This is a genomic window from Alphaproteobacteria bacterium (assembly GCA_017302575.1).
Taxonomy (GTDB): domain Bacteria; phylum Pseudomonadota; class Alphaproteobacteria; order Rickettsiales; family UBA3002; genus JAFLDD01.
Genome location: JAFLDD010000001.1, coordinates 934,304 through 958,193, shown reverse-complemented (window position 1 = coordinate 958,193; position 23,890 = coordinate 934,304). Strand labels below are relative to the sequence as shown.

The 23,890-nt window shown below is 52.0% G+C and carries 26 protein-coding genes and 1 tRNA gene; 11 read left to right on the top strand and 16 right to left on the bottom strand.

Translation table 11 applies throughout. The features are described from left to right. Positions 1 to 27 precede the first annotated feature (27 nt). The gene (locus J0M34_05000) at positions 28 to 498 is read right to left on the bottom strand and encodes a low molecular weight phosphotyrosine protein phosphatase (protein ID MBN8543604.1); all 471 of its coding nucleotides are present in this window, start codon (positions 496 to 498) and stop codon (positions 28 to 30) included. 68 nt (positions 499 to 566) lie between these two features. On the opposite strand from J0M34_05000, the gene J0M34_04995 reads away from it, so the two are divergent. Then, complete coding sequence (locus tag J0M34_04995) at positions 567 to 1,121, top strand: nitroreductase (GenBank protein ID MBN8543603.1); 555 nt, start codon at positions 567 to 569, stop codon at positions 1,119 to 1,121. Here J0M34_04995 and J0M34_04990 read toward each other — a convergent pair. From J0M34_04990 to J0M34_04970, 5 genes are all read right to left on the bottom strand, one after another. After that, positions 1,118 to 1,912 carry a prepilin-type N-terminal cleavage/methylation domain-containing protein gene (locus J0M34_04990; protein MBN8543602.1) on the bottom strand — a complete coding sequence of 265 codons (795 nt, stop codon included), beginning with the start codon at positions 1,910 to 1,912 and terminating at the stop codon, positions 1,118 to 1,120. The genes J0M34_04995 and J0M34_04990 overlap by 4 nt on opposite strands. A 112-nt stretch (positions 1,913 to 2,024) precedes the next feature. Further along, the gene (locus tag J0M34_04985) at positions 2,025 to 2,810 is read right to left on the bottom strand and encodes a prepilin-type N-terminal cleavage/methylation domain-containing protein (GenBank protein ID MBN8543601.1); all 786 of its coding nucleotides are present in this window, start codon (positions 2,808 to 2,810) and stop codon (positions 2,025 to 2,027) included. 9 nt (positions 2,811 to 2,819) lie between these two features. Beyond that, positions 2,820 to 3,614, bottom strand: coding sequence for a prepilin-type N-terminal cleavage/methylation domain-containing protein (locus tag J0M34_04980; protein MBN8543600.1), 795 nt, complete (start codon positions 3,612 to 3,614; stop codon positions 2,820 to 2,822). An 84-nt stretch (positions 3,615 to 3,698) separates the two neighbouring features. Next, positions 3,699 to 4,022: a 2Fe-2S iron-sulfur cluster binding domain-containing protein gene (locus J0M34_04975; GenBank protein MBN8543599.1), complete on the bottom strand. Its 324-nt coding sequence runs from the start codon at positions 4,020 to 4,022 to the stop codon at positions 3,699 to 3,701. Continuing rightward, entirely contained in the window at positions 4,022 to 5,074 is a 1,053-nt protein-coding gene (locus J0M34_04970) for an NAD(P)/FAD-dependent oxidoreductase (protein ID MBN8543598.1), read from the bottom strand. The genes J0M34_04975 and J0M34_04970 overlap by 1 nt, the downstream gene beginning before the upstream one ends. 181 nt (positions 5,075 to 5,255) lie before the next feature. Between J0M34_04970 and J0M34_04965 the strand changes: the two genes are divergently transcribed. Further along, a complete protein-coding gene (locus J0M34_04965; GenBank protein ID MBN8543597.1) occupies positions 5,256 to 6,563 on the top strand; it encodes an aminotransferase class I/II-fold pyridoxal phosphate-dependent enzyme in 1,308 nt (435 codons plus the stop codon). Here J0M34_04965 and J0M34_04960 read toward each other — a convergent pair whose 3' ends face one another. Beyond that, positions 6,564 to 7,040 (bottom strand): hypothetical protein, encoded by a 477-nt coding sequence (locus tag J0M34_04960; GenBank protein ID MBN8543596.1) that lies wholly within the window; start codon positions 7,038 to 7,040, stop codon positions 6,564 to 6,566. 172 nt (positions 7,041 to 7,212) lie between these two features. On the opposite strand from J0M34_04960, the gene J0M34_04955 reads away from it, so the two are divergent. The 3 genes from J0M34_04955 to J0M34_04945 all read left to right on the top strand — a co-directional run bounded on the left by J0M34_04955 (position 7,213) and on the right by J0M34_04945 (position 8,520). Beyond that, on the top strand, positions 7,213 to 7,905 hold the full coding sequence (locus J0M34_04955; GenBank protein ID MBN8543595.1) for a pirin family protein: 693 nt from the start codon (positions 7,213 to 7,215) through the stop codon (positions 7,903 to 7,905). A 20-nt stretch (positions 7,906 to 7,925) separates the two neighbouring features. Continuing rightward, positions 7,926 to 8,396 carry a DNA starvation/stationary phase protection protein gene (locus J0M34_04950; protein ID MBN8543594.1) on the top strand — a complete coding sequence of 157 codons (471 nt, stop codon included), beginning with the start codon at positions 7,926 to 7,928 and terminating at the stop codon, positions 8,394 to 8,396. 49 nt (positions 8,397 to 8,445) lie between these two features. After that, positions 8,446 to 8,520, top strand: a tRNA-Cys gene (locus J0M34_04945). Positions 8,521 to 8,522: 2 nt separating this feature from the next. Here the strand turns inward: J0M34_04945 and J0M34_04940 are convergent. The 3 genes from J0M34_04940 to J0M34_04930 all read right to left on the bottom strand — a co-directional run bounded on the left by J0M34_04940 (position 8,523) and on the right by J0M34_04930 (position 10,500). Further along, positions 8,523 to 8,885, bottom strand: a complete 363-nt coding sequence (locus J0M34_04940; GenBank protein MBN8543593.1) for a hypothetical protein — start codon at positions 8,883 to 8,885, stop codon at positions 8,523 to 8,525. Positions 8,886 to 9,480: 595 nt separating this feature from the next. Then, complete coding sequence (locus tag J0M34_04935) at positions 9,481 to 9,699, bottom strand: hypothetical protein (protein MBN8543592.1); 219 nt, start codon at positions 9,697 to 9,699, stop codon at positions 9,481 to 9,483. A 3-nt stretch (positions 9,700 to 9,702) separates the two neighbouring features. Next, on the bottom strand, positions 9,703 to 10,500 hold the full coding sequence (locus J0M34_04930) for a hypothetical protein (GenBank protein MBN8543591.1): 798 nt from the start codon (positions 10,498 to 10,500) through the stop codon (positions 9,703 to 9,705). Between the two features lie 196 nt (positions 10,501 to 10,696). Between J0M34_04930 and J0M34_04925 the strand changes: the two genes are divergently transcribed. Together J0M34_04925 and J0M34_04920 are read left to right on the top strand one after the other, a co-directional pair. Then, entirely contained in the window at positions 10,697 to 12,061 is a 1,365-nt protein-coding gene (locus J0M34_04925; GenBank protein ID MBN8543590.1) for a TolC family outer membrane protein, read from the top strand. A 127-nt stretch (positions 12,062 to 12,188) separates the two neighbouring features. Then, positions 12,189 to 12,734 (top strand): DUF2497 domain-containing protein, encoded by a 546-nt coding sequence (locus J0M34_04920; GenBank protein ID MBN8543589.1) that lies wholly within the window; start codon positions 12,189 to 12,191, stop codon positions 12,732 to 12,734. A 68-nt stretch (positions 12,735 to 12,802) separates the two neighbouring features. On the opposite strand, the gene J0M34_04915 is transcribed toward J0M34_04920, so the two are convergent. After that, positions 12,803 to 13,165 (bottom strand): hypothetical protein, encoded by a 363-nt coding sequence (locus tag J0M34_04915; protein MBN8543588.1) that lies wholly within the window; start codon positions 13,163 to 13,165, stop codon positions 12,803 to 12,805. Between the two features lie 214 nt (positions 13,166 to 13,379). Here J0M34_04915 and J0M34_04910 point away from each other — a divergent pair, with 214 nt between their 5' ends. The 4 genes from J0M34_04910 to J0M34_04895 are packed head-to-tail and all read left to right on the top strand — an operon-like array spanning position 13,380 to position 16,700. Continuing rightward, positions 13,380 to 13,871 (top strand): ankyrin repeat domain-containing protein, encoded by a 492-nt coding sequence (locus J0M34_04910; protein ID MBN8543587.1) that lies wholly within the window; start codon positions 13,380 to 13,382, stop codon positions 13,869 to 13,871. 49 nt (positions 13,872 to 13,920) lie between these two features. After that, positions 13,921 to 15,642 carry a dihydroxy-acid dehydratase gene (gene ilvD, locus J0M34_04905; protein ID MBN8543586.1) on the top strand — a complete coding sequence of 574 codons (1,722 nt, stop codon included), beginning with the start codon at positions 13,921 to 13,923 and terminating at the stop codon, positions 15,640 to 15,642. A gap of 59 nt (positions 15,643 to 15,701) precedes the next feature. Then, on the top strand, positions 15,702 to 16,439 hold the full coding sequence (locus J0M34_04900; protein MBN8543585.1) for a hypothetical protein: 738 nt from the start codon (positions 15,702 to 15,704) through the stop codon (positions 16,437 to 16,439). Positions 16,440 to 16,496: 57 nt separating this feature from the next. Then, positions 16,497 to 16,700, top strand: coding sequence for a DUF2061 domain-containing protein (locus J0M34_04895; GenBank protein MBN8543584.1), 204 nt, complete (start codon positions 16,497 to 16,499; stop codon positions 16,698 to 16,700). A gap of 69 nt (positions 16,701 to 16,769) precedes the next feature. On the opposite strand, the gene J0M34_04890 is transcribed toward J0M34_04895, so the two are convergent. The 5 genes from J0M34_04890 to dusB all read right to left on the bottom strand — a co-directional run bounded on the left by J0M34_04890 (position 16,770) and on the right by dusB (position 23,861). Next, a complete protein-coding gene (locus tag J0M34_04890; GenBank protein MBN8543583.1) occupies positions 16,770 to 18,164 on the bottom strand; it encodes a sigma-54-dependent Fis family transcriptional regulator in 1,395 nt (464 codons plus the stop codon). A gap of 123 nt (positions 18,165 to 18,287) precedes the next feature. After that, a complete protein-coding gene (locus J0M34_04885) occupies positions 18,288 to 20,468 on the bottom strand; it encodes a PAS domain-containing sensor histidine kinase (protein MBN8543582.1) in 2,181 nt (726 codons plus the stop codon). Between the two features lie 5 nt (positions 20,469 to 20,473). Next, entirely contained in the window at positions 20,474 to 21,940 is a 1,467-nt protein-coding gene (ntrC, locus tag J0M34_04880; protein ID MBN8543581.1) for a nitrogen regulation protein NR(I), read from the bottom strand. Between the two features lie 144 nt (positions 21,941 to 22,084). Further along, a complete protein-coding gene (locus tag J0M34_04875; GenBank protein ID MBN8543580.1) occupies positions 22,085 to 22,816 on the bottom strand; it encodes a hypothetical protein in 732 nt (243 codons plus the stop codon). Next, positions 22,803 to 23,861: a tRNA dihydrouridine synthase DusB gene (gene dusB, locus J0M34_04870; protein ID MBN8543579.1), complete on the bottom strand. Its 1,059-nt coding sequence runs from the start codon at positions 23,859 to 23,861 to the stop codon at positions 22,803 to 22,805. The genes J0M34_04875 and dusB overlap by 14 nt, the downstream gene beginning before the upstream one ends. Positions 23,862 to 23,890 lie beyond the last annotated feature (29 nt).

Genomic DNA, 23,890 nt, shown 5'->3' with positions numbered 1-23,890 from the left:
CAATCATACGCTAATAAGCTTTAGAGGCTATAGAATTTTCTTAAGAATGCCTTCCGTTGCGCGTAGGAGCAGCGCGTGCACATACTCAAAGTCACTTAGGTCGCCATAGTATGGGTCAGGCACTTCCATAACGGGGGTTGATTCGGAATATGGTAGATAGAGTTCAATGCGCGCTTTGCAGCCCTCGGGCGCATGCTTCTTGAGTCGCGCAAAATGTGTTTTATCCATAGCGAGGATGAGATCGAAGTTATCAAAGTCGCGCCCGCGTATATTACGAGCCCTCAGATCCGAGATATCGACCCCGTATTTCAGGCTGGTAGATTGCGCACGTGGATCGGGCGCTTGGTCAATATGGTGCGAATCCACCCCTGCTGAATCGAGCGTGAATTGCTCAAGCATGCCCAGCTCTTTCAAGATATGGCGCATGTAACCTTCAGCAACGGGGGAACGACAGATATTTCCTGTACACACAAACAGGAGCGAGCGAGGTTTAGACATAGTCTTTGTTTTTTTCCTTTATTTCACTTACTTATACCATACTCCACGCCGCAAGTCATGAGCGATTTATGCATAGTCCCATTGAATATTTGTTGACGCGCCGTTCCGTGAAGGCTGCGAATCTGATTGCCCCTGCGCCTGATAATGCGCAGCTAGAAACCATTCTCACCGCAGCGACTCGTGTGCCCGACCATGGCAAACTCTGCCCATGGCGCATCAAGGTGCTGCATAAAGCAGGGCAGGCGAAGTTGGGCGAGTTATTCGCGAAACGCTATTTGGAGCTCAACCCCGATGCGAACGAAAAGCAGATAGAATTTGAACGCCAGCGCCCGCAGCGCGCACCGTTGTTATTGGTGGTCACCAGTAATCCTGTCGAGAGCATCAAAGCGCCCTTGTGGGAGCAGCAATTGTCGGTCGGCGCGGTGTGCATGAATATTCTGCACGCCTCTCATATGCTCGGCTTCGCTGCCAACTGGCTCACCGAATGGCCAGCGTTTGATGAAGCAATTGAGTGCGAAATGGGTGGGCGCATCGCGGGCTTTATCTATCTCGGCACCGCCACCGAAAAACCCGAAGAGCGTGAGCGTCCGAAGTTGGAAGATGTGGTGGTGGAGTGGAGTTAGAAAGCTTTAGCAAAGTGAATCGAGCATTCTTTGCTGGTAACGGTCAATTTATAATCACCAGTTCTATCTGTCTGTGATGTTGAAGTAGTGCAGGCAGCGGCAGCGCCAAAATTCTGGTTAACGCGCGGAAGCACGCGGCCTGAATGTGGTTTGCCGTCATCAATTTTAGTATCAATATTCCATACCTCTTCAGGTCTGAATGCTGAACTGAGAGGCCATGCTGTTGCCCATTGAGCGCCGGTTCCCAACATGTTGCCGTAATCATAAGCGTAGGTACCCGTGTCTCCTGCGTAATTACCAATCGGCCACACCCCCCAGCCAGCATTGCTGAGTTTCGAGCGCGGACAGTTTGTGCCCAGCACGCATTCTCCGCCACCTCCAGCGCCTGCAAGGCCTGTATAATCACCTTCGATAAGGCCCGCGAGTGCCAGATGACGCCATAGCTGTATCACTTCGGCAGATTGACTTCCGGCGCCGCCAAGATTTACTGATCCATCACCATTGCCATCGCAGGTGCCAGGCGTTCCAGCGACTGCAAGTCCTGAATTAGAGACGCAATGCCCAGCGACGACTGTTCGGCCCCAAAATCGTGTGGCATCGCGAAAGTCTCCAGGAATTGCGAAATACTTATCTCTAAACGTATTGCCTGCGGCAGTATAACGCTGATATTCAGTCGTAACCGCGCGCAGTTCGCTGGCGCGGATGAGGGATTGACCTGCCAGAATACCGCCCGTCAGTAGGCCGAGAATTACCAAGACAATGGAGAGTTCAACAAGTGAGAATCCACGCATGTACGAAAAGTTATAGCGAGGGGAGGGGTAATGCAAATCCTTTATGGCCATTCCCCCGCCACCCAAAAAACCGAAGAGCGTGAGCGGCCTAAGTTAGAAGATGTGGTGGAGTTTAAAACGGGTGCCTAAAATGCAATGCGCACTGCAAGGTTGAATCACTTAATTTATAACTAGCGACCAAGTCGTTATTTGCGTGCGTTCCATCATCTGCAGCGGAGCAAGCATTGTTCCAGTATCTTGCAATGACTTTGCCTGAAGCAGGTTTTCCATCATCCATCTTTGTATCAATATTCCACGCTTCTTCGGGCTTTAAAACCGTGGCATATGTCAGGGCGTTAGTAGTTTTGCCACCAAAGTTAAACATGTTCCCGTAGTCCATAGCGTAGGTTGATCCATCGCCAACATAATTGCTTGCGTTCTGAAATGACCATGCCGCATTCCCCAATTTTGAAGCTGGCACGTTCGTGCCAATAGTCGCATCTGAACTGCCGCCTGCTGAAGCAATGCCAGTATATGATCCTTCGACTAGGCCGGCCAACGCGAGATGACGCCAAAACTGAAAACCCTCTGCAGACTCAGAAGCAAGGGCATAGCTAATAAAACCATTTCCATCCCCATCACATGCGCCTGGCGACCCAACGGCAGCGCCAGACTGGCTAACGCAATGAGCGGCCGCAACTCCGCGTGTCCAAAATCGCGTGGCATCGCGAAAGTCCCCAGGAATTGCGAAATACTTATCTCTAAACGTATTACCTGCAGCAGTATAACGCTGATATTCGCTAGTGACGGCGCGCAACTCGGAGGCGCGGATGAGTGATTGACCCGCGAGTATGCCGCCCGTGAGCAGGCCAAGTATGACCAGAACAATCGAAAGTTCAACGAGTGAGAATCCGCGCATGCTAACCACCTAAAATGAATTTCTGAAATATAATGCGCATTGTACAGAAGAGTCGCTTAGCTTGTAACTTGCTGCATAGTCGTTATTGGCGTGAGTGCCATCATTTGCCGCAGCGCAAGCGTTGTTCCAAAAACGTGCGATGACGTTGCCCTGTGCTGGCAGTCCATCATCCATCTTTGTATCGATATTCCAAGCTTCTTCGGGTTTCAATGCTCTTCCAAAGGTGCGAGAGTTGCTTACGGGCGCGCCAAACTCGAAGGCAAAAATATAGGACAATACATAGAGTTCTGTGTCGCCGAACGGAGTGGCTATATGCTGCATTGACCAACCTGCGTTTGAAAGCTTGGATCTTGGCGCGTTCGTACCAAGGACCGTATGCTGAGCGCTCCCCGAGCCCGAAAGCCCAGAAAAACTACCTTCCATCAATCCAGCAAGCGCAAGATGACGCCAGAATTGGTACTGTTCACCGGACTGACTGGCTGCTGCCGCAGTTGAAAGCAGGCCATCACCATTTCCGTCGCATGCGCCAGGTGTACCGGCGACCGCCAGTCCAGAGTTGCTAACGCAGTCCGCATTGGTGTTTAAACGAGCCCAAAAGCGAGTGGCATCACGAAAATCGCCTGGTATGGCAAAATATCTGTCTCGGAAGGTATTGCCTGCTGCGACATAGCGTTGATATTCAGTCGAAGCGGCGCGCAGTTCGCTGGCGCGAATGAGGGATTGTCCTGCCAGAATGCCGCCCGTGAGCAGGCCGAGAATTACCAAGACAATCGAGAGTTCAACAAGTGAGAATCCACGCTTCATGACAGGCAACATATCATGGTGCAAATCCAATCAAAAGCGCAATGTGAATACAGATACTTAGGCGCATATAGTTGACGGAGTCAACTAGTCGGGGTTTGGGGCTAAGGTAACATGCAGCCCGTCCAGCTCTTCGTTCATCAGAATCTGGCAGGAGAGGCGCGAGTTCGACTCCACCTGCATGGCGTCATCTAGTGATAATTCTTCGTCCGCCGATTTGGGGGCGAGTTTTGATAACCATGCCTCATCCACATAGACATGGCAGGTCGCGCACGCGCAGGCACCGCCGCACTCGGCTTTGATTTTAAGGCCATTATCGCGGATGATTTCCATCACGCGCCAGCCTTCTGGCGCTTCCAGCACATGCTCGCCGCCGTCGTGATCCGTTACGTTCAGCGTGTAGACTTCCATTACTTCACCCCGAGTTTTTTCTGCAAATCGGTGGAGCTAGTCGTGTATTGGAAGCGCAGTTTCTGATCAGGGAAAATATAGCGGAAGGCTTGCTGCGCCATCAGCGCGCCTTCATGGAAACCGCTGAGGATGAGTTTCAGTTTGCCAGGGTAGGTGTTGATATCACCAATCGCGAAGATGCTTGGCACGGAGGTTTCGAATTTCTCCGTATCCACCGTAATCAGGTTTTCGTGCAAGTTCAGCCCGAAATTCGCAACAGGCCCCAGCTTCATCGTGAGGCCGAAGAACGGCAAAAGCACGTCGCACGCGATGCGTTTTGTTTGCTTTTCATTGTCGGTGATTTCAACCAATTCCAATTGGCCGTTGGAGCCTTGCAAGTCGCTAACTTGACCAAATACCAAATCAATTTTACCTGCTGCTGCAAGCTCACGCATTTTGTGTACCGAGTCAGGCGCAGCGCGGAATTCATCGCGACGATGCACGAGGGTGATGTGTGAGGCAATCTCGTGCAGGTTCAGCGTCCAATCCAGCGCGCTATCGCCACCGCCGACAATCACCAGCTTCTTGCCACGAAATTGCTCACGCTTTTTCACGGCATAGAACACGCTCTCATTCTCGTACTGCTCGATGCCTTTGATCGGTGGTTTCTTCGGCACGAACGAACCGCCGCCCGCCGCAATAACAACCACCTTAGCACGAATAGTGGTGTCACTATCCGTTTTAACAATCCATGAATCGCCGTCCCTCGCGAGGGACTCGACCATCTGGTTGAAATGATATTCCGCACCGAATGGCGCGATTTGCTTCAGCAACGCATCGGTCAGTTCTTGGCCCGTGCAAATCGGCACGGCAGGAATATCATAGATGGGTTTTTCGGGGTAAAGCTCGGCGCATTGGCCACCAGGGCGATTGAGAATATCCACCAAGTGGCACTTGATATTGAGTAGCCCAAGCTCGAATACCGCAAAAAGACCACATGGGCCTGCGCCCACAATCACCACATCGGTGGTGTGCGTGCCGCCAGCTTCGTGAATCTTTAGCGCAGTGCTCATGGCGGGTGGATACCAGCTTTTGCGGCAGTGACAAGCATTTTGACATCCGCGCCCGCAGTCGCTATAAGCGGTTTCATGAAATTCACCTGTAGATGTTGTTGTCGGCCGCAGTAGTTGCAGGCTTACCGCACGCGAGCCTTAGGCTTTCGCGTTAACATCACATTTTTCACATGAGATTTTTATGACCGACAAGAAGCAAGGTTTCCACACACGTTCCATTCACGAAGGCTACACGCCCGACGCAACGGGCTCGCGCCAAGTGCCGATTTATCAAACCAGCGCCTACGTATTCGAAGACGCTGAAGACGCTGCCGATAAATTCGCCCTCAAGAAATTCGGCAATGTTTACTCGCGCCTGACCAACCCAACCAACTCAGTACTTGAAGCACGCCTCGCGTCGCTCGAAGGCGGGGTAGGGGCAACGGTAACGGCGTCGGGTCACGCGGCGCAGCTTTTGGTATTCCAAGCGCTCGTGCAACCAGGTGAGCGTTTCATTGCATCTAAGCGCCTTTATGGTGGCACGACCGACCAGTTCCAAAACACCTTCCCGATGAGCTTCGGCTGGCACGCTGATTTCGTCGATGTGGATGATTTGGACGCCGTGAAAAAAGCCATTACGCCTAAAACGAAATTGATTTTCATTGAGTCGCTTGCCAACCCAGGTGGCGTGATTTCGGACATTGAAGCGCTCGCTAAAATCGCCAACGAGGTAGGCATTCCGCTCGTTGTCGATAACACCATGGCATCGCCCTACCTGCATCGCCCGATTGAGTGGGGCGCGCACATCGTGCTGCATTCGACCACCAAATTCCTGAACGGCAATTGCACAGCGATGGGCGGCGCGATTATCGACGGGGGCAATTTCGACTGGAAAAAACATGCCGCGAAATATCCTGAACTCGGCAAACCGCACCCATCCTACAATGGTGTGAACTTCGCTGAGAGTTTCGGCAACATGGCGCTTGCGGTGCATAACCATGCAATCGGTCTGCGCGCGCTTGGCCCAACCCAATCACCGTTCCATGCATTCCTCACACTTAATGGTATTGAAACGCTCGGTCTGCGTATGGATCGCCATGTACAAAACGCGCAAAAAGTTGCCGAGTGGCTCGAGAAACATGCGGGCGTGGAATGGGTAAATTATGCGGGTCTGCCATCGAACAAGTACCACGCACGTGCTAAAAAATACCTGCCAAAAGGCGCGGGCTCAGTATTCACCTTCGGCGTGAAAGGTGGCTACGACGCAGCGAAAACGCTGGTGGATAATCTCAAGCTCTTCTCAATGCTCGCCAATATCGGCGACACGCGCTCGCTGGTGATTCACCCGTCATCGACCACCCATGGTCAGTTGACTGAGGAGCACAAAAAAGCCGTGGGCGTATTGCCCGAAGCGATTCGTGTGTCCATCGGTATCGAGGACGCGGAAGATATCATTGCGGATTTGGAGCAGGCCTTAGCTGCTGCATCAAAAGCAAAGAAGGCTGCTTAACTATCCAAGAAGGTTCCCGCTTTTTCCGGGTGTTGAAGGAGGTGGTGAGCTGAATGCAACCGCGCACTCAGTTGCTTCAAATGAAATAGACTTCATGCCCGGAAAATTACGACCATCTTCGATAGATAATTGCTGCCTTCCAAAAAGCTCTTGGATTTGTACAAGTTGTTCGCGCGAACAACTTAAGGTATAGGCGTATGAGTTTGGCCGTTCTGATCCATCAGGATATAAAGCTCTTATCCTATCAGGATCTCCAGGGCCCAACCCGTACACTCCATTTAAGCCGCGTCTCTGAAATTCATCTGTTAAAACATCTCGAACTGCGTCCCATTGATTGTTTGTAGTAATGCGATTGCAGGGATAGTTGAAAATGACTGAATAATTTTCAGGCTGACCATTCTTTGCGGGGTAGTGAAAAATATGTAGGTTTGCGCCTCTGAGAGCATCAATGGGGTTATTGGGGTTATTTGTTGTCATCTATGCCTCGCGGAATTCATATTATACGCGTCCTAATTATGTAATAACTTATTTAATAATGAGTTAATCAAGAAACAGTTCGTCGCAATAGGTGGACTGGCATTTCCCTATGTAAATCCTATATATCTTGCATATCCGCCACCTAAACCTGTGGCGTGGATGAAGAGACGTTATGATTACCGTTAGACCCTATGAAACCCTAGGCACGATGAACATCGGCTGGCTCGATGCCCATTACCATTTCAGCTTCGCGAACTATCACGACCCACGTTATATGAGCCTCGGCCCACTGCGCGTGATTAATGACGACATCGTGCGTGTCGGCGGCGGTTTCGACCCCCACCCACACCATGATATGGAAATCATCACCTATGTGCGCGAGGGTGCAATCACCCATAAAGACTCACTCGGCAATGAGGGGGTCACACGCGCTGGCGACGTGCAGATTATGTCGGCTGGCACGGGCATTGTGCATGGCGAATGGAACAAGGAAGGTGAAGATACGCGCCTTTATCAAATCTGGATTTACCCACGCAATAAAGGCAACACGCCGCGTTGGGAGACGCGCCAGTTCCCTAAAGAACATGAAGGCCTTCAATTGCTCGTAAGTGGTGAGAAAGCGGACGGCGCACTCACTATCGACTCTGACGCAGCCATATGGGGTGGGCACATTGCTGAGGGTAAAACCCATGAACATGCCTTGGCGGGGGCTGGCTATCTGCTGGTTTCCAAAGGCAGCGTGAATGTGAATGGCCACGACCTAAGGGCAGGGGATGGCGCGCAATTGGTGAACGAGAAGAAACTGCTGTTGGCCGCTCACCAGCCATCAGAAGTCTTGCTCATTGATTTGCCTCGCGTACAATAAGGAATGAAAAGGAGATAACCATGTCGAACAAACCTGTGACGGAAGCGCTCAAACGCGTACTCGCCGATACCTACACGCTTTACCTCAAAACCCAGAACTATCACTGGAATGTCGAGGGGCGTCATTTCCACTCCCTGCACCTCATGTTCGAGGGGCAGTATAACGAGCTTGCCTTGGCCAATGACGAAATCGCTGAGCGTATTCGTGCGCTGGGCGAAAAAGCACCAGGCAGTTTTTCTGAATTCGCCAAGCTATCTTCTATCAAAGAAGCCAATAGCGATTTGGATGAAAATCAGATGGTGAAGGATTTGTATCAAAGCAACATCGCGCTGACCCAGACCATCAAGAAGGCGCTCAATGCCGCACAAAAAGCGGATGATGAAGGCACGACGGACTTACTGGTCGTGCGCAGCAAAGCGCACGAAAAAGCAGCATGGATGCTCAAAAGCAGCCTGCCTGCGGACGTAAAAGCAAAGCTGAAGATTGCGTAGTGCTTGACCAGACCATGCGTGGGGGCTAATAAAACCAACCTCCACGGCTGGCCGAGTAGCAAAGTGGTAATGCTTCGGTTTGCAAAACCGACATGCGGCAGTTCGATTCTGCCCTCGGCCTCCAGTTTATCCTCTACCAGACTGGTGCTGCTGCCACCCGACCGTCCTGCGATCAGTTCCCTTGATAGAAGCTAAAATGCTGATGGGGTCAGATTGTAATACACCCAAAGTTAGCCCCGTATCTCTAAAGAATGGTTTCAGTTTACTGCCGCACTCTGCTTCTGCAGCTTTCTGGCCTTTCCAAACTTCTTCATCGTTTTGGCCGTGCTCATTAATAAAAGCATTATAAGCCGCAATCTCAGCTCTCGCCGTTTCAAGCAGTGCGTCCTGATCTGGTGTGCCCCCAGCCTTAGCCGCGCGAATCATCGCGGTGCAGACGGCGTGCGCACGAATGAAGTGTTGGCTTGGCTCTGGTGCGGTTGGTTGCATGGGGTAATTCTATAACAATTCATTGTTACATATCCATGAAGATAGCTAGTAATGAGCGCATTAACTACTTATCCACAGATCTATTCCGGTTTTTTGAAATGGACGACTATAGCGCAAACCCTCTCCCACTAAGGGTTTGAATGGCGGTGCTGAAAATAATTGGCCAAAAATGGGGATAAAAAACCTGCCCAAGTGGCGTAATCGGCATGTGGCCCTTATAACCAAATACAAGATGAATGGCCGAGTTTGGAGCGAAACCAAAAAACGCAGTCATCCCGAGAAGAATCGTACTTCTCGTGTCATCCCCACGAAGGATGGCTAAATGGAGGAGCTTAGAGCGAAAGCTTTAAGAGAGCCTTCGAGAGCTCAGACGGAAGTGCCCACTAGGCACGTTTGAGATAAGCGGCAGAGCCGTGAATCGCGGTGGGGTCTAGTGCCCATCCGGTTTGGAATGTCCGCCCCTTCGAGCTTCGGCTCGGGCGGGGCGGTGTCCGGACAAACCTTCAGCAAATCGAATGCCGCGAGGCAATCGCTCGGTGCGTAGGGTAAAAAGGCTGCGGTGTTAAATCCGTGGCCTTTTTTGCATTCAGGGTCATTATGCGGCTAGGCTAGCTGGCAGGGGGCCAAAGCCCGAATCAAGAATCTCGCCATACTGCTCGAGCATAATTTTCCCGCCCTCTTCAAGCGCATGGTGTATCTTATGCTCCTGTCCGCGCGCAACGCGCATCACAAAGTACATTTCATGCCACCCTGTATCACACACGATTGAAACAATCGCTGATCCATCTTCCGCCATTTTTTGCGACCATTTCATTGCTCAAATCTCTCTTTGTACATTCTTGCCGGCAACGGTAATCATGAAGCTTGATTCCAGCATGGCTTCAATCGATGGGTTATCACCTAATTCTAGTTTTAATCCCCTTGGCGCAACACTCAATTCTGGTAATGGCGCCTCGTGTTGAGAAAGGCGACGTTCCTGTTTCATGAATTGTGCCATTTGTCTGGCGACATGTTGCGTTAATGCGAGTTGATTGTCAGGTGTCCACTGAATGACCTGCGCAGCGTCATTTTCCTTATGCCACTTTTCAAATTCACCACGTACTTGCTCGTTGCTTTCTGGGGCGTGCTCACGATCAAAAGGTTGTGGCGCTTTCTGGAAATAGGCTGCTCGGTGTGGCGTATAGCCAAATGCCGATTGGTAATCGGCGCCCAATAATCCATGGAATTGGTTGACTTTATGCATGGGCTCTTGCCCCTTGCTTTTACTACCTTTGGGGGTTGCGGTATTTTCGACAATGATCACGCGTTTATGCAATTCAGGGTCACTTTCCTCAAACTGTGGTCGAATGCCTCTTTGGGGATCTCCCAGCACTTCCTTAATCAGTTTTTGTCCTGTGCCGCTCGTGCGTTGGCCACCTTCAAAAAATCCGCCATCCACCACCATATAGTCCACGCGATAACGTGAGTCCTGCAAGGCCTTGCGGGCATCTTCTATGGACGTTGCGGTGATAACATGATGATCCCTAAATTCCTCCCTCATAACCTGAGCGTAGGGCTTCAAAACGCCTTCTTCGAGATCATCAATAACTAATACGGCTTCTTTTCTTTGAGGCATCACACATGATCCATCTGGTTAGATAACTCATTATTATTAACCTGTAATTGTTAAGAAATTATGACGCTCTAAGCCTTTGTCAGTCTTGCGCCAAAGCCACACTATGCGCCATTCATGCTTGGAAACATGCTGTTGCTTAACCAATCCTTTACGTAGCGCTAACGGAACCTTAAATAATAGGTGCAATACTGCGCTCATGTTACACAAAGAAAACACAATGTTACGGCAACTATTCACAGCTTTATCCCTAGGCGCGCTGCTTGCTGCACCTGCCTACGCGGCGGACGATGTATTTAAGCAGGCACTTAAAGCAACCTATTCCGAGAATCCCCGCATTAAGGCTGAGCGTCAGCGCCAAGAATCGAGCGACGAGGAAGTAGCGCAGGCAGTTTCAGGATTCCGCCCAACCGCTATTGCGAATTATAATCGTGGCCGCCAACGTACCGATTTCGGTGGCGCGGGCTGGGTTTATGGCAAGGCCGAAGATAAAAGTTTGACCGTTGAGCAGCCCTTATTCCGTGGCTTTGGTACGATTTCAGGCTATCGCGCAGCTAAGCAGCGTGTGCGTGCGGGGCAGGCGCAGCTTATGGCGGTCGAGCAGGCCGTATTACAGCAGGCTATCACTGCCTATATGGATGTGGTGGCTAACCAGTCGTTGCTGGAGTTGTCGCGCAACAACAAAGAAGTCCTCGAAAAACAATTACAAGCGTCGAAAGAGCGTTTCGATGTGGGTGAAGTAACCCGTACAGACGTTGCGCAATCCGAAGCGCGTTTATCGCAAGCGCGTACCGATGTTATCTCGGCGGAAGGTCGTTTGATTTCTGCAATCGCGGCGTTTGAGCGTGTGGTTGGTTATAAGCCTGAAGGCAGCCTAAGCGTGCCCGAGCAAGTGCCTGAATTGCCCGCAAGTTTGAAAGAAGCATTGACGGCAGCGCGTGATGCAAACCCGCAATTACTAGCAGCGATTCGCACATATAAAGCAGCAGATCACGATGTTTGGACCAATACATCTACCTTGCTACCACGCGTTTCACTCGTAGGGTCGATGAGTGAGCAAAAAGGTGCAGGCGTTGGCGGCAATAGCACCTTCGATCAAGATAAGTTGACCGTGAATGTTCAAATCCCGCTCTATCAGTCGGGTGCGGAATGGTCACGCGTGCGCGAAGCAAAAGCGATCGCGCGTCAAAGCAAACACACGGCGATGGATACCGAGCTTTCGGTTGAAGAATCCGTAACTCGTGCATGGGAAGCGCTCGAGACAAGTATCGCCACCATCGCGGAGCGCGAAGACCAGATTAAAGCCGCCGAAATTGCATTGGATGGTGTGAAGCAAGAGCAGGAATATGGTGCGCGCACCGTGCTGGATGTGCTTGATGCTGAGCAAGAGCTGTTCACCGCCCGCACCAATCTCGTCCGTGCGCAGCGTGATAAGACCGTCGCAACTTACAATCTCCTAGTGACCATGGGCGCGTTGAGCCCTGAAGCGTTGGAGCTGGATGTAGCAAGCTACGATCCCAACGAGAATTACGACGCCATTAAATGGCAACCCATCGGTTTCTAAAGTTGGCTTCTAAAAGTCACGCTTACAAACAACCTGCACAGATAACGGGATAATCACGCAATTCTTCTTGCCAGACAAAACCCTACACGGTTAAGTGTCAAAAGTAGTGACCCATTTCAGGTAGCGAATGTCGGCCAAAGAACAAGATCAGTCGATGGAGGAAATCCTCCAATCCATCAAGCGAATCATCGCGGATGAAGGGGAAACTGCGGTTTCCGAGCCACCAGCGTCAGGTTCAGATGTGCTTGAATTGACCGACATGATTACACAACCAGCCTCCGCCCCAGAAGAAACCGTATCCGCGGCGATGGAGTCAATGTCGATTGACGACATTATGGCAATGCCAGCATCGCCAGAGACCACGATTCAGCAAGAATCTGCCGAGCCAGCGCCTACCATGGGCTTTTCGAATGAGGGGTTGGTTTCGAATGCTGCTGTTGAAACGGCTGCCGCTTCCATCAAAGCGCTACTTGAAACCCCAGGCGCTGCTGAGCATGTCTATCAGCCGCTTCCTTCGGCACAGTTCCGTTCAGGTGCAACGGTAGAAGATTTGGTGATTGAAGCCCTCAAGCCAATGCTCAAAGAATGGCTGGATGGTAACTTGCCACAGATGGTCGAGCGTTTGGTTGATCGCGAAATCAAGCGCATCGTTGCCCTGACCAAAAACGTCTAAACGTTTTTCTTTTCCCCCTCTTATAGCTGCATGAAAGCCTGTGATTCGCGCGTCCGCTTATGCACAGCTTATCCACAATGTCGCAACCGCATTGCCACGATGTGTTCGTTGCGCAACATCAATAACATAATCATCGAAATTAAATGATGATATAGCATAAAGCTCGTGCGCTGCATGAAGAATGCGGTAAGTTCATCCATGCAATCAGCATTCATTCTCAACAGATTGAGATTTATGCAAAATACCCTTAGGTTAGTGACGATTCTTGCGTGGGGTTTGTGGATACCAGCGTATGCACAGGCCCCCACTTTTTCCTTGCCCCCGATACCGGGTTCGGGCGAGGCTGTCAGCACACCTACGGCGAACAAAATACCCGCTTTGCCCAAAGCACCAAGTGCAGACGCACCACCCCCGCTTGCGATCCCTGGCACCGAAGCCTTAATGGCAAAACCTGACGCATCGGAAGTGGCGGCAGAAGAAAAAGAAGAGCCCGTCGAAGAAGCGCAAGAGATCACTAACGCGGCGCCCGCAGATTTACCAAAGCGAAAGGCGCCAGAGCCCACACTCTACACGGTTAAACCACCACCACTTTCGATTGGCCCTGTCGCAAGTGCAGAACAAACGCCACCACCACTCGCGTTGCCCATGCCGCCAACAGGTGGCAGCTTAGTGGCGACGGCGATTCCCGAAATCAAGGCTGCCGCCAAAAAACCCAAGCGTCCAACATGGGAAGACGTGCTTAAGCCAAGCTATAAGCCCAAAGAAACGACCTTCAACTATCGCCGCCAAGTGCTGCCACCGACGATTTATCGTGATAGCTACACCAACGCTAACCGCCATTTGCATGTCGCACGCAGTGGCCAAGCCTATGACAACATATTCCTGCTCGCTGTGGCGCGTAATGATGTTAACGCGGTACGTGCCATGCTTGCCAATGGCCGTCGCGATGTGAACCTCACGAATGCTGAGGGCGATTCAGCATTGATTGTTGCGTTACGTCACGGTGCATTACAAACCGCACGGTTGTTGTTGGCGCGCGGCGCTGACCCATTGATGCGTGGTGCAGGCGGCCTGAGCCCCTATGATTACGCGTATTATTGGGGCGATACAGATTTAATGGCACAACTACGCGGCTAAGCGCGGTTAGGCTTGCTCGGACCCCGCAATTCTATTATGCAGCTTCATCATGACCAAAAAATACGGCAAATCTACACTCGTTTCACGCCACGTGACGGAAGGGCCCGAGCGTGCCCCGCACCGTAGCTATCTCTATGCGATGGGGCTAAGCGAGCAGCAAATCCACCAACCACTGATTGGCGTGGCGACTACATGGAACGAAGCGGCGCCCTGTAACATCACGCTGTCGCGCCAAGCGCAGGCGGTGAAAAAGGGTGTAGCAGCCGCAGGTGGCACGCCACGCGAATTCACCAGCATCACCGTGACCGATGGCATCGCCATGGGGCATCAAGGCATGAAGTCGTCGCTCGTATCGCGCGAGGTGATCGCAGACTCAGTGGAACTCACCATGCGCGGCCATTGTTACGATGCGCTTGTTGGTCTCGCAGGGTGCGACAAGTCACTACCAGGGTTGATGATGGCGATGATTCGCCTCAATGTTCCCTCGGTATTTATTTATGGCGGCACCATTCTTCCTGGACAGCATAAAGGCAAAGACGTCACCGTGGTCGATGTGTTTGAGGGCGTTGGAAAACACGCCTCTGGCAAGATGAGTGGTGAGGAATTGCATGAGCTTGAACAAGTAGCGTGCCCTTCGGGCGGTTCTTGTGGTGGCCAATTCACCGCAAACACTATGGCCTGCGTGAGTGAAGCAATCGGCCTTGCATTACCTGGCTCTGCGGGCGCACCTGCGCCGTATGAATCGCGCGATGCGTTCTGTTTCGATTCTGGCCACGCGATTATGAATTTGCTCAAACTCAAAATTCGCCCGCGCGACATTGTCACGCGTAAATCACTTGAGAATGCGGCGGCAGTCGTTGCTGCAACGGGTGGTTCCACCAATGCAGCGCTCCATTTGCCAGCGATGGCGCACGAAGCGGGTATTGATTTCGACATGAACGACGTAGGCCGCGTATTCAAGCGCACGCCATATTTGGCTGATCTCATGCCAGGCGGTAAATACACCGCCAAGGATATGTATGAAGCAGGTGGTGTCGCGATTGTGATGAAAACCTTGCTTGATGGCGGCTATCTGCATGGTGATTGCATGACGGTGACGGGCAAGACCATCAAAGAAAATCTCAAGCACGTTGTGTTCCCGAAAAACCAAGACGTTGTCTATCCGCACACGAAGCCGATCCGCAAAGAAGGCGGTGTGGTGGTGCTCAAAGGCAATCTCGCCCCTGAAGGTGCGATTGTGAAAGTCGCGGGCCTCAAGCAACTTAAGTTCACGGGTCCTGCACGCGTCTTTGATTGCGAAGAAGAAGCGTTCAAAGCGGTAGAAGCCAAGAAATACAAAGCAGGCGAAGTACTGGTCATTCGCTATGAAGGTCCTAAAGGCGGACCAGGCATGCGCGAAATGCTCTCGACCACTGCGGCACTTTACGGGCAAGGCATGGGCGAGAAAGTGGCGCTCATCACCGATGGTCGCTTCAGTGGCGGCACGCGTGGTTTCTGCATCGGCCATGTTGGGCCAGAGGCCGCCGTGGGTGGGCCGATTGGGTTGCTCAAGAATGGTGACGTCATTACGATTGATGCGGTAAAGGGAACGATCGATGTCGCGCTCGATAAAAATGAACTCGCCCGCCGTCGCACGGCGCGGAAGCCGCGCGGACATGATTATAATTCTGGCGCGCTCTGGAAATACGCCCAAACGGTCGGCACGGCTGAAAAGGGTGCTGTCACACATCCTGGTGCAGCGCAAGAAACCCACGTTTTTGCCGATATTTAGGGCATATCCTTCATCAAATCTTCACATTCGAAAACCCCGCAATCTGACATAATACGGGGATGGTAGAGAACCGTTCACAGCGCGATGAATCGCCCGATAAGTGGAATGCCGCTATGCGCGGCTTCGTGAAGGACTTTGCCGTGTCTGCGGTCATCACGGGTATTATCCGTACCGCGAATTCGATTTTCTATAAACACGCAACCACCGTACACACGGTTGGTGATTGGTGGAAACAAGGACGCTGGAAGCTAGATGGCGTGATCGCTCTGATGTTCGGTGCCTTTGGTGCGTTTGAGGAATATCATCGTGCTGAAAAAGACGCCAGAAAGAACAAAGAGCGAGAAAGCAGACCTGTTTCAGCAACCAATGAAACGCCGCTCCATATCGAGGATAATCAGAAATATTTAGGGGATAATAAGCTGGTGGCTGGCCTGCAGTCGGCAGTTACCTCCACCGCGATTTGGACGGGTGCTTTCATGCTTATGTCGGTGGCATGGGGCAAGCTCTTCAAACTTGAGTCAGCACGCACGGTTGGCGATTGGGCTAGATCAGGGCAGTGGAAATTTGATGCAGGCTTGGCTGGAATCTTGAGTCTGTTTGATGGTTTTTCTGCGTATAAAAAGGCAGAGAATGCCGAGCAGCAATTTAAGGATAATCGCCGCGAAAACGCCGAGCTGAAGCATAGGCTGGGGCAGGTGGCAGAGATTAGCAAAGAGCGCCCCTTAGCCCGCGTTGAGGCCGCCTCAGCACAGAATGAAGCCTTGCTGGCCGCGCATTCTTTGAACCAAGCCCGCTAATTTGCGGTTGAGAATCACTCGCAATTGTGATAGAGTATAATCATAATGGAGTGAGATATGGTCGAGTTTATTCGTTCGCATGCAACAGTCGCTAAAACCATCACCTACAGTATGACGCACGTTACCGTAGCGGTATGCGTTGCCTATGCGTTATCGGGAAGCCTTGCCGTGGCGCTATCGATTGGTTTGATCGAACCCATGGTGCAAAGCTTCACCTTCTATTTCCACGAGCGTGGTTGGAAGAAGTTCTTGAAGGTATAAAAAAAGCCCCACTAAAATATAGCGGGGCTTTTCCTATTCAGTGAACTCAGGCTCCTTCGAGCCATCCATTCAGGCGGCGACTTTCTCGTCGTTACCGATACCAAGCATCTTCAGCTTGCGGTGAAGCGCCGAGCGCTCCATGCCCACGAAGTTGCTGGTCTTCGAGATGTTGCCACCAAAGCGGTTGATCTGAGCGGCAAGATATTGCTTCTCAAATGTCTCGCGTGCTTCACGAAGCGGCATGCTCATAATGTCGCTTGAAAGCTCTGGACGCAGAACCGTGATATTGCTGTCGATCAATTCTGGTGGCAGCGCATCGGACATAATCTCGCCCGACTCACCTGGCTGCGCCATGATGATCAGCCACTCCATCACGTTGCGCAATTGGCGAACGTTGCCTGGCCAGTTGTAGGATTGCAGTACCGCCATTGCCTCGTCCGACAGGCTGCGTTGAGCAAGGCCCATCGCATCGCTAGCGCGCTTGAGGAAGTGGCGTGACAGAGCAGGAATATCGTCACGACGTTCGCGCAGTGAAGGCATACGTAGTGGCACAACATTCAAGCGGTAATAGAGGTCCTCGCGGAAACGACCAGCCTGAATTTCTTGCTGGAGGTCTTTATTGGTTGCCGCAATCACGCGCACATCCACCGACACGCGCTTGTTACCACGCACGCGCTCGAACGACTGTTCTTGCAATGCGCGCAGCAAACGGCCCTGCGTTTCGATGTGCATGTCAGCCACTTCATCAATGAAGAGAGTGCCGCCATGTGCACGTTCAAGCAGACCAAGTTTCTCCGCACCACCATTGGGATTAGTGTCCTCGGTGCCAAACAGTTCAGCCTCAATGCGTGCGGGCGTCAACGCCGCAGCGTTGAGCACAACAAACTGTGCGCCACCACGGTGCGAACGTGAATGCAGCAAGCGTGCAATCATTTCCTTACCCGTGCCTGGTGCGCCTGTGATGAGAACGCGCGAATTGGTTGGAGCCACCTTCTCGATTGTCTGACGCACGGTATTCACCGCCGCCGAAGTGCCCAACAAATCTTGCTCAGGCGAACCACGACGCTTCAGCTCGACGTTTTCGCTTCTGAGTTTCGCAGCTTCTAGTGCGCGCTTCACGATGATGGTGAGGCGTTCTGCACTGAAAGGTTTCTCGATGTAGTCGTAAGCGCCCAACTTGATGGCAGTAACCGCCGTTTCAATGTTGCCATGACCAGAGATCATAACGACAGGAACGTGTGGGTACTTTTTCTGTACGATTTCAAGGATGCCCAACCCGTCTAGTTCTGACCCCTGTAACCAGATGTCCAGAATGATAGCGGTGGGTACGCGCTCGGCCAGAGCTTTGAGGGCCTGGTCGGAATTATTTGCAACGCGGGTGATGAATTTCTCATCGGAGAGAATATCGGAAATGAGAGAGGTAATGTCCTTCTCGTCATCAATAACTAGGATGTCAGTAGCCATGCAGTCCTCGTGTTCCTTAAGTGACGGTTTCTAATTTTTACTTGCTTTTGCGTTACTTGCCGGAAGTCTGCTTTTACTGTTGCCAGAATGTTACAGCACTAAATCTAGATGTAAAGCCTTTTTTTACGTGGCAGTGATTTTTCTCGAAAATGCGAGTTGCACCATCGCGCCACCTTCGGGGTGATTACTCAGCGTAATCGTACCGCGATGTTCTTCCATCGAGCGCTTTACAATCGCAAGTCCAAGACCTGTTCCCTTCGCGCGCGTTGTTACATAAGGTTCGGTGAGACGATCTAATTTATCGAGCGGGAAACCCGTGCCATTATCGCGAATCGTAATGTTCATGAAATCATCATTCATGGTAAGCGCGATCGAAATAGTGCGGGGCTGATCGCTCGGAACATTCTCGAATGCTTCTGCACCATTCTTGATGAGGTTAAGCAGTACTTGCCCCACTTGGCGTTCATCGCATACGAGGCGTGCTGTATCTGGCAAATCCATCGTGTAGGAAATTTCAGGATGCACGGTTTGCTCAGAGAATACGGTGCGTTTGATCAGCGATACCACGTCTTCGTCCTTGAAGCTGGCAACAGGCATACGTGCGAACGCAACGAACTCCTCGACCATGCGACCAATGTCTTTCACGTGGCGCGAGATCGTATCGATGTAACGTAAATAGCCTTCTTTATCGGAGGTGATTTCAGGCGCGAATTTTTTCTTGAGACGCTCGGTAGAAAGCGTAATCGGTGTGAGCGGGTTTTTAATTTCATGCGCAATGCGGCGTGCAACATCTGCCCATGCGGCGCTACGCTGCGCGCTCATCAGGTCGGTGATGTCGTCGAAGGTTACGATGAATCCTTCAATCACATCCATGAAACGCTCAACGGTGATTTGCACGTGCAGCGTGATGCGTGCATCACCACGATCAATCACGATATCTTGCGCTGCGCCTTTTTCGGGCTTTTTCTCAGCCTGTGCAATGAGTGGGCGTATAGCGGGTAGGATTTCTTCCAGTGCGCGGTGGGTGATGGTGACATCATCGGCAAGGCCGAGCAATTCAATCGCGCGGCGATTGGTGAGTGTAATTAACCCGTGTGCATCCAGCGCGATAACGCCTGCCGAAACACCTGATAATACCGCTTCGGTAAAGCGACGACGCTCATCCACGGCGCGGTTAGCATCCATCAAATCGCTGCGTTGTTTTTCAAGCTGCGCTGTCATGCGGTTAAAGGTACGCGCAAGGTTTGCCACCTCATCATTGGCGGGGCCTTCATGCACCTTGATGCTGTAATCACCAGCGCGCACGCGATCCGTTGCGCTAATGAGTTGTGAAATGGGGTTGATGAGTTTCATCGCCAACTGCATGCCCGCCCAAATAGAAGTCAGCAGTAGCAGCAACGCCAACATGATAAAGGCAACCGAGAATTGTAGACGCAGCGCCGCTATATCGTGCTCTAATTTCTTGAACTGCTTCACCGCACCTTTAGCAGATTGCAGATGCTCAATAACCTTAGGGTCTACCACGCGCCCTACTAGCAAATACAGATCAGGATATTGACGGATTTTGATAACGGCTTGAATGCGGTCGTCACCTTCGCCAATCATTACCATTTCACCACGATCAGCGCGCGCGAACACCTCTTCGGGCATGCGTTCAAACACTAGCGAGAAGGAAAGGGCAGTGCGCGCTAACACACGGCTGCGCTCAAACACAATGGCTTCCGACAAATTGCGTAGCGCGGCCTGTACCGTCAACTTACGCTCAAACTCAGCCGATTGTACGGAGCCAATCGTAATATCGCGTTTGATTTCTTCGGCCAGTCCACTGGCGCCAACTTGCAATGTATTGCGATGCTCTTCCATATAAGCACGCGCAATGACTACCGATTCTTGCAACGCTTTGCTTACGCGCTGATCAAACCATGACTTCACGCCAATATTGAAAAACACTGCCGAGAATATCGAAACGATAATCGTGGGAACAATCGTCACTACGCAGAACATGAGTAAAATACGCGTTTGCAAACGCGTGCCTACCAACCCTTTTTTGCTGGCCTGCCATAGCTCATAAGCACGCTTCACGATAATCGATGCCAGCGCAACCAGCAGCGCTAGCGTCGAGAGCGTAAGCCACATCGCGGATTGTGGTGAGGTAGTGCCTTCACCCGTTTCACTAATCAGTGTCAAGAATAAGGTGGTGGTGATTAAGGCTAACGCCATCAGCGCCAATCCCAACACACGACGGCGCGTGCGGCGCGAAGCCTTACGCAAACCTATCGGTTGTGAGGGGGGATTCGCGCTCATCACATTCATGCAGCGTCCATCATCATGAGTCGCTTCGCATCGATTTCCAGCTCACGCATTTTCTTGCGCAGCGTATTGCGGTTGATACCAAGAATCTCCGCGGCCTTGATTTGGTTGCCGCCCGTCACGCGCAATGTCTGCTCGATGAGGGGTTTTTCAACAATACGCAGTACGCGGTCATAAAGGCCGGTGACGGGCACATCGCTGCCGTGCGTTGCAAAGGTATGGCGGATGTGGCGATAGACTTGATCGCTGAGATTCTCAGCGCTTGGTGCATTCGTTGCTTCCGTGAAGAGCGGCACAACCAATGCAGCCCCCACATGCGCCATCACATCTTCCGCACGTAACATCGGTGGTGTTTGCAATGCGCAGAGACGATACATCAGATTTTCCAACTCGCGGATATTACCTTTCCACACATGCTCCTTCAGTATCTGCAATGCGCTTGCATCGAGCTGCTTCGCAGGTAAGCCGCGCTGTGCAGCAAGCTTCAAGAAGTGCTGCGCCAATAGTGGAATATCGTCCGCACGCTCGCGCAACGAAGGAACGGCAACGGGCACCACATTCAGGCGATAGAATAAATCTTCGCGGAAATCGCCGCTCGCTACGCGCTGCGACAAATCATGGTGTGTCGCTGCAATGATGCGCACATCGGTTTTAATCGAGCGCGTCGAACCAATCGGCGAGAACTCACCCTGCTGCAATACGCGCAGCAAACGCGTTTGCGCTTCCATCGGCATGTCGCCGATTTCATCCAAGAATAACGTGCCGCCCTGTGCGCGCTCGAAAGCACCAAGCTGGCGTTGGTGTGCGCCAGTGAACGAACCTTTCTCGTGACCGAACAATGCCGACTCAATCAGTTCACGTGGAATTGCCGCCATGTTGAGTGCAATGAATGGCGCAGCTTTACGCTTGCTAAGTGCATGGAGCGCACGTGCAACAAGCTCTTTACCCGTACCCGACTCACCTTGTACCAACACCGTGAGGTCATTGGTGATGAGGCGCGCCAGCACCCGGAAAATATTTTGCATGGCTGGAGATTTACCAACCAGCGTCACGCCTTCGTCGATGCGCACAATGCCATCATCCTCCGCTGCATTCACACGCAACTCATGGCGCAATGCACGCGCAACCGATTCATTCAATGAATCAAGATCAAATGGTTTTGGCAGGAATTCCACTGCTCCAAGCTCTTGTGCTTTGGCAGCATTGAGCAATGTATTATGCGCGCTCATCACAATCACCGGCAGCTCAGGGCGTGCACGGTGCCACTCGGCCAATCCATCCAACCCATTGCCCGAAGGCATCGCCACATCCGTAATCACAATATCGCCGACACCGTTTTTAATGACGCGCGTTGCGTCCGGCACGTTGGTGAATTGCTCGACATGGTAGCCCTGCTTGGTAAGGGCGCGTGAAAGCACCAGCAAAATGCTTGCGTCATCATCAACTAAAAGAATGGTGGAGCTCATGAGATACCTGCCTATTTTTTGGTTTTGCCTAATTTTTAGGCAGTTTATAGCCCTAAGCCTATCGAAATGCAACCGCGTAGCGCCGAAGCTGCGCGAGCCGCTTGCGGCAGGGGTTTGCGGGGGTAAGACCCCCGCCAGACGAAACTATGCCTGTGGCAAATACAAACTGAAAATAGCTGGCGAATCAGGCGCTGACTCACAGGCGACAAGCCCTTCATGTTCCTCGATAATCTTGGCAACGATGGCCAGCCCCAACCCTTTGCCGTCGCGCCCGCTATTGAAGGGTGTGAACAGGCGCGGAGCGATAGCGGCGGGAACACCCGCACCATTATCTTCAATCGTCACCTGAATCGGCAATTTGCGGCCACCTACGCGCTGCATACGTTCACCCAGCATATAGCGCGTGCGAATCGTCACCGTTGGTGTTTCGGTTTTCTCAACCGCCTCGCACGCATTTTTCACAAGGTTCATGAGTGCTTGAATGAGTTGCTCTTTCACACCGCGCACATCGGGAATCGAGGGGTCATAGTGTGTCACGAATTTCACCTGCGCACCAAACGATGATTCCGCAGCGAGACGCACATATTCCGTAATCTCGTGAATATTCAGCGGCTCCATTTTTTGCGTGGGGTTTGGCGTGAGCGGGTCGAGCGTTGCGACCAACTGCTCAATGCGTTTCGCTTCATTGATGATAAGTTGCGCGAGTGTTTTGTCTTCGTCATTCGCGGATTGTTCAAGCAATTGCGCCGCACCTTTGATGGACAAAAGCGGGTTGCGAATTTCATGGGCGAGGGATGCTGCAAGCTGTGCCGAAAGCGCCGTCCATTCCGGCGCGGGCAATACGAAATCAGGCTTGAGCGATTTATTCTCCTTCACCTTCGGTCACTTTCTCATGCGCGCGTTGCGTGAAGCCTTTATCAAGCAAGCCATTATAATAATCACGAATCAGTATTTTCACAGCGTTCACATCGGTCGATGTATTGACCTTCTGGCGATATTGCGACGAGTCGTGCAACCCGCCCGCATACCAGCCAACATGTTTACGCGCGATGCGCAAACCATTCACCTCACCGTAATAGGAAAGCATGTCTTCATAATGCTGAAGCACAATATCGCGCTGAATATCAAGCGAAGGGTCGGCAGGCGCTTTCTCGCCACGTAAATGGCGGCACGCTTGGTTGATAAACCATGGGCGACCGTAAGAACCACGACCAATCATCACCCCATCCGCGCCGGATTTTTCGAGTGCTGCATCCACATCTGCATAGGTCGTGATATCGCCATTCGCAATCACCGGCAGCTTCACCACGTCTTTCACACTGCGAATAAAATCCCAATCCGCCGAACCTTTATACATCTGGCAGCGCGTGCGGCCATGAATCGTAATCATCTGAATGCCCAGCTCCTCCGCGCGTTTTGCAAAGATGGGCGCGTTAAGCGAGTTATGATCCCACCCCATGCGCATTTTCAGCGTCACGGGAATCTTCACCGCTTTCACGGTCGCTTCCAGAATGCGCATCGCCAAGCCTTCTTCACGCATTAGCGCCGAACCCGCCATGCCATTCACGACCTTTTTCACGGGGCAGCCGAAATTAATGTCGATGATATCGGCACCGCGGTCTTCATTCAGCTTGGCAGCCTCGGCCATCACTTCAGGGTCGCACCCAGCCAGCTGCACCGAAAACGGGCGCTCCGCCACGTCTTTCTGCGCCATGCGAATGGCGTTCTTCGTTTCGAGTATCACCGCTTTGCTGGCAATCATCTCGCTCACCACCAGCGGCGCGCCAAAGCCTTTGACCAGCTTACGGAAAGGCAGGTCACTCACCCCCGTCATCGGCGCCAATATGGCGTGGTCATCGAGCGTGATATGCCCGATTTGGATAGGTTTGCGTTTCGCGCTCTGTTCGTGTAGTTGCTGCATAAGCCGCGCCTACCTAACAAATCCGTGGC

Excerpts from the sequence above, each read along its gene's own strand:
- ilvD (MBN8543586.1), top strand. The coding sequence starts at position 13,921 with ATGACCAAAAAATACGGCAAATCTACACTCGTTTCACGCCACGTGACG.
- J0M34_04990 (MBN8543602.1), bottom strand. The coding sequence starts at position 1,912 with ATGCGTGGATTCTCACTTGTTGAACTCTCCATTGTCTTGGTAATTCTC.
- J0M34_04940 (MBN8543593.1), bottom strand. The coding sequence starts at position 8,885 with ATGCAACCAACCGCACCAGAGCCAAGCCAACACTTCATTCGTGCGCAC.
- J0M34_05000 (MBN8543604.1), bottom strand. The coding sequence starts at position 498 with ATGTCTAAACCTCGCTCGCTCCTGTTTGTGTGTACAGGAAATATCTGT.
- J0M34_04935 (MBN8543592.1), bottom strand. The coding sequence starts at position 9,699 with ATGAAATGGTCGCAAAAAATGGCGGAAGATGGATCAGCGATTGTTTCA.
- J0M34_04980 (MBN8543600.1), bottom strand. The coding sequence starts at position 3,614 with ATGAAGCGTGGATTCTCACTTGTTGAACTCTCGATTGTCTTGGTAATT.
- J0M34_04960 (MBN8543596.1), bottom strand. The coding sequence starts at position 7,040 with ATGACAACAAATAACCCCAATAACCCCATTGATGCTCTCAGAGGCGCA.
- J0M34_04900 (MBN8543585.1), top strand. The coding sequence starts at position 15,702 with ATGGTAGAGAACCGTTCACAGCGCGATGAATCGCCCGATAAGTGGAAT.
- J0M34_04895 (MBN8543584.1), top strand. The coding sequence starts at position 16,497 with ATGGTCGAGTTTATTCGTTCGCATGCAACAGTCGCTAAAACCATCACC.
- J0M34_04970 (MBN8543598.1), bottom strand. The coding sequence starts at position 5,074 with ATGAGCACTGCGCTAAAGATTCACGAAGCTGGCGGCACGCACACCACC.
- J0M34_04930 (MBN8543591.1), bottom strand. The coding sequence starts at position 10,500 with ATGCCTCAAAGAAAAGAAGCCGTATTAGTTATTGATGATCTCGAAGAA.
- J0M34_04975 (MBN8543599.1), bottom strand. The coding sequence starts at position 4,022 with ATGGAAGTCTACACGCTGAACGTAACGGATCACGACGGCGGCGAGCAT.
- J0M34_04995 (MBN8543603.1), top strand. The coding sequence starts at position 567 with ATGCATAGTCCCATTGAATATTTGTTGACGCGCCGTTCCGTGAAGGCT.
- J0M34_04910 (MBN8543587.1), top strand. The coding sequence starts at position 13,380 with ATGCCGCCAACAGGTGGCAGCTTAGTGGCGACGGCGATTCCCGAAATC.
- J0M34_04890 (MBN8543583.1), bottom strand. The coding sequence starts at position 18,164 with ATGGCTACTGACATCCTAGTTATTGATGACGAGAAGGACATTACCTCT.
- J0M34_04950 (MBN8543594.1), top strand. The coding sequence starts at position 7,926 with ATGTCGAACAAACCTGTGACGGAAGCGCTCAAACGCGTACTCGCCGAT.
- ntrC (MBN8543581.1), bottom strand. The coding sequence starts at position 21,940 with ATGAGCTCCACCATTCTTTTAGTTGATGATGACGCAAGCATTTTGCTG.
- dusB (MBN8543579.1), bottom strand. The coding sequence starts at position 23,861 with ATGCAGCAACTACACGAACAGAGCGCGAAACGCAAACCTATCCAAATC.
- J0M34_04885 (MBN8543582.1), bottom strand. The coding sequence starts at position 20,468 with ATGAGCGCGAATCCCCCCTCACAACCGATAGGTTTGCGTAAGGCTTCG.
- J0M34_04925 (MBN8543590.1), top strand. The coding sequence starts at position 10,697 with ATGTTACACAAAGAAAACACAATGTTACGGCAACTATTCACAGCTTTA.
- J0M34_04965 (MBN8543597.1), top strand. The coding sequence starts at position 5,256 with ATGACCGACAAGAAGCAAGGTTTCCACACACGTTCCATTCACGAAGGC.
- J0M34_04985 (MBN8543601.1), bottom strand. The coding sequence starts at position 2,810 with ATGCGCGGATTCTCACTCGTTGAACTTTCGATTGTTCTGGTCATACTT.
- J0M34_04920 (MBN8543589.1), top strand. The coding sequence starts at position 12,189 with ATGTCGGCCAAAGAACAAGATCAGTCGATGGAGGAAATCCTCCAATCC.
- J0M34_04955 (MBN8543595.1), top strand. The coding sequence starts at position 7,213 with ATGATTACCGTTAGACCCTATGAAACCCTAGGCACGATGAACATCGGC.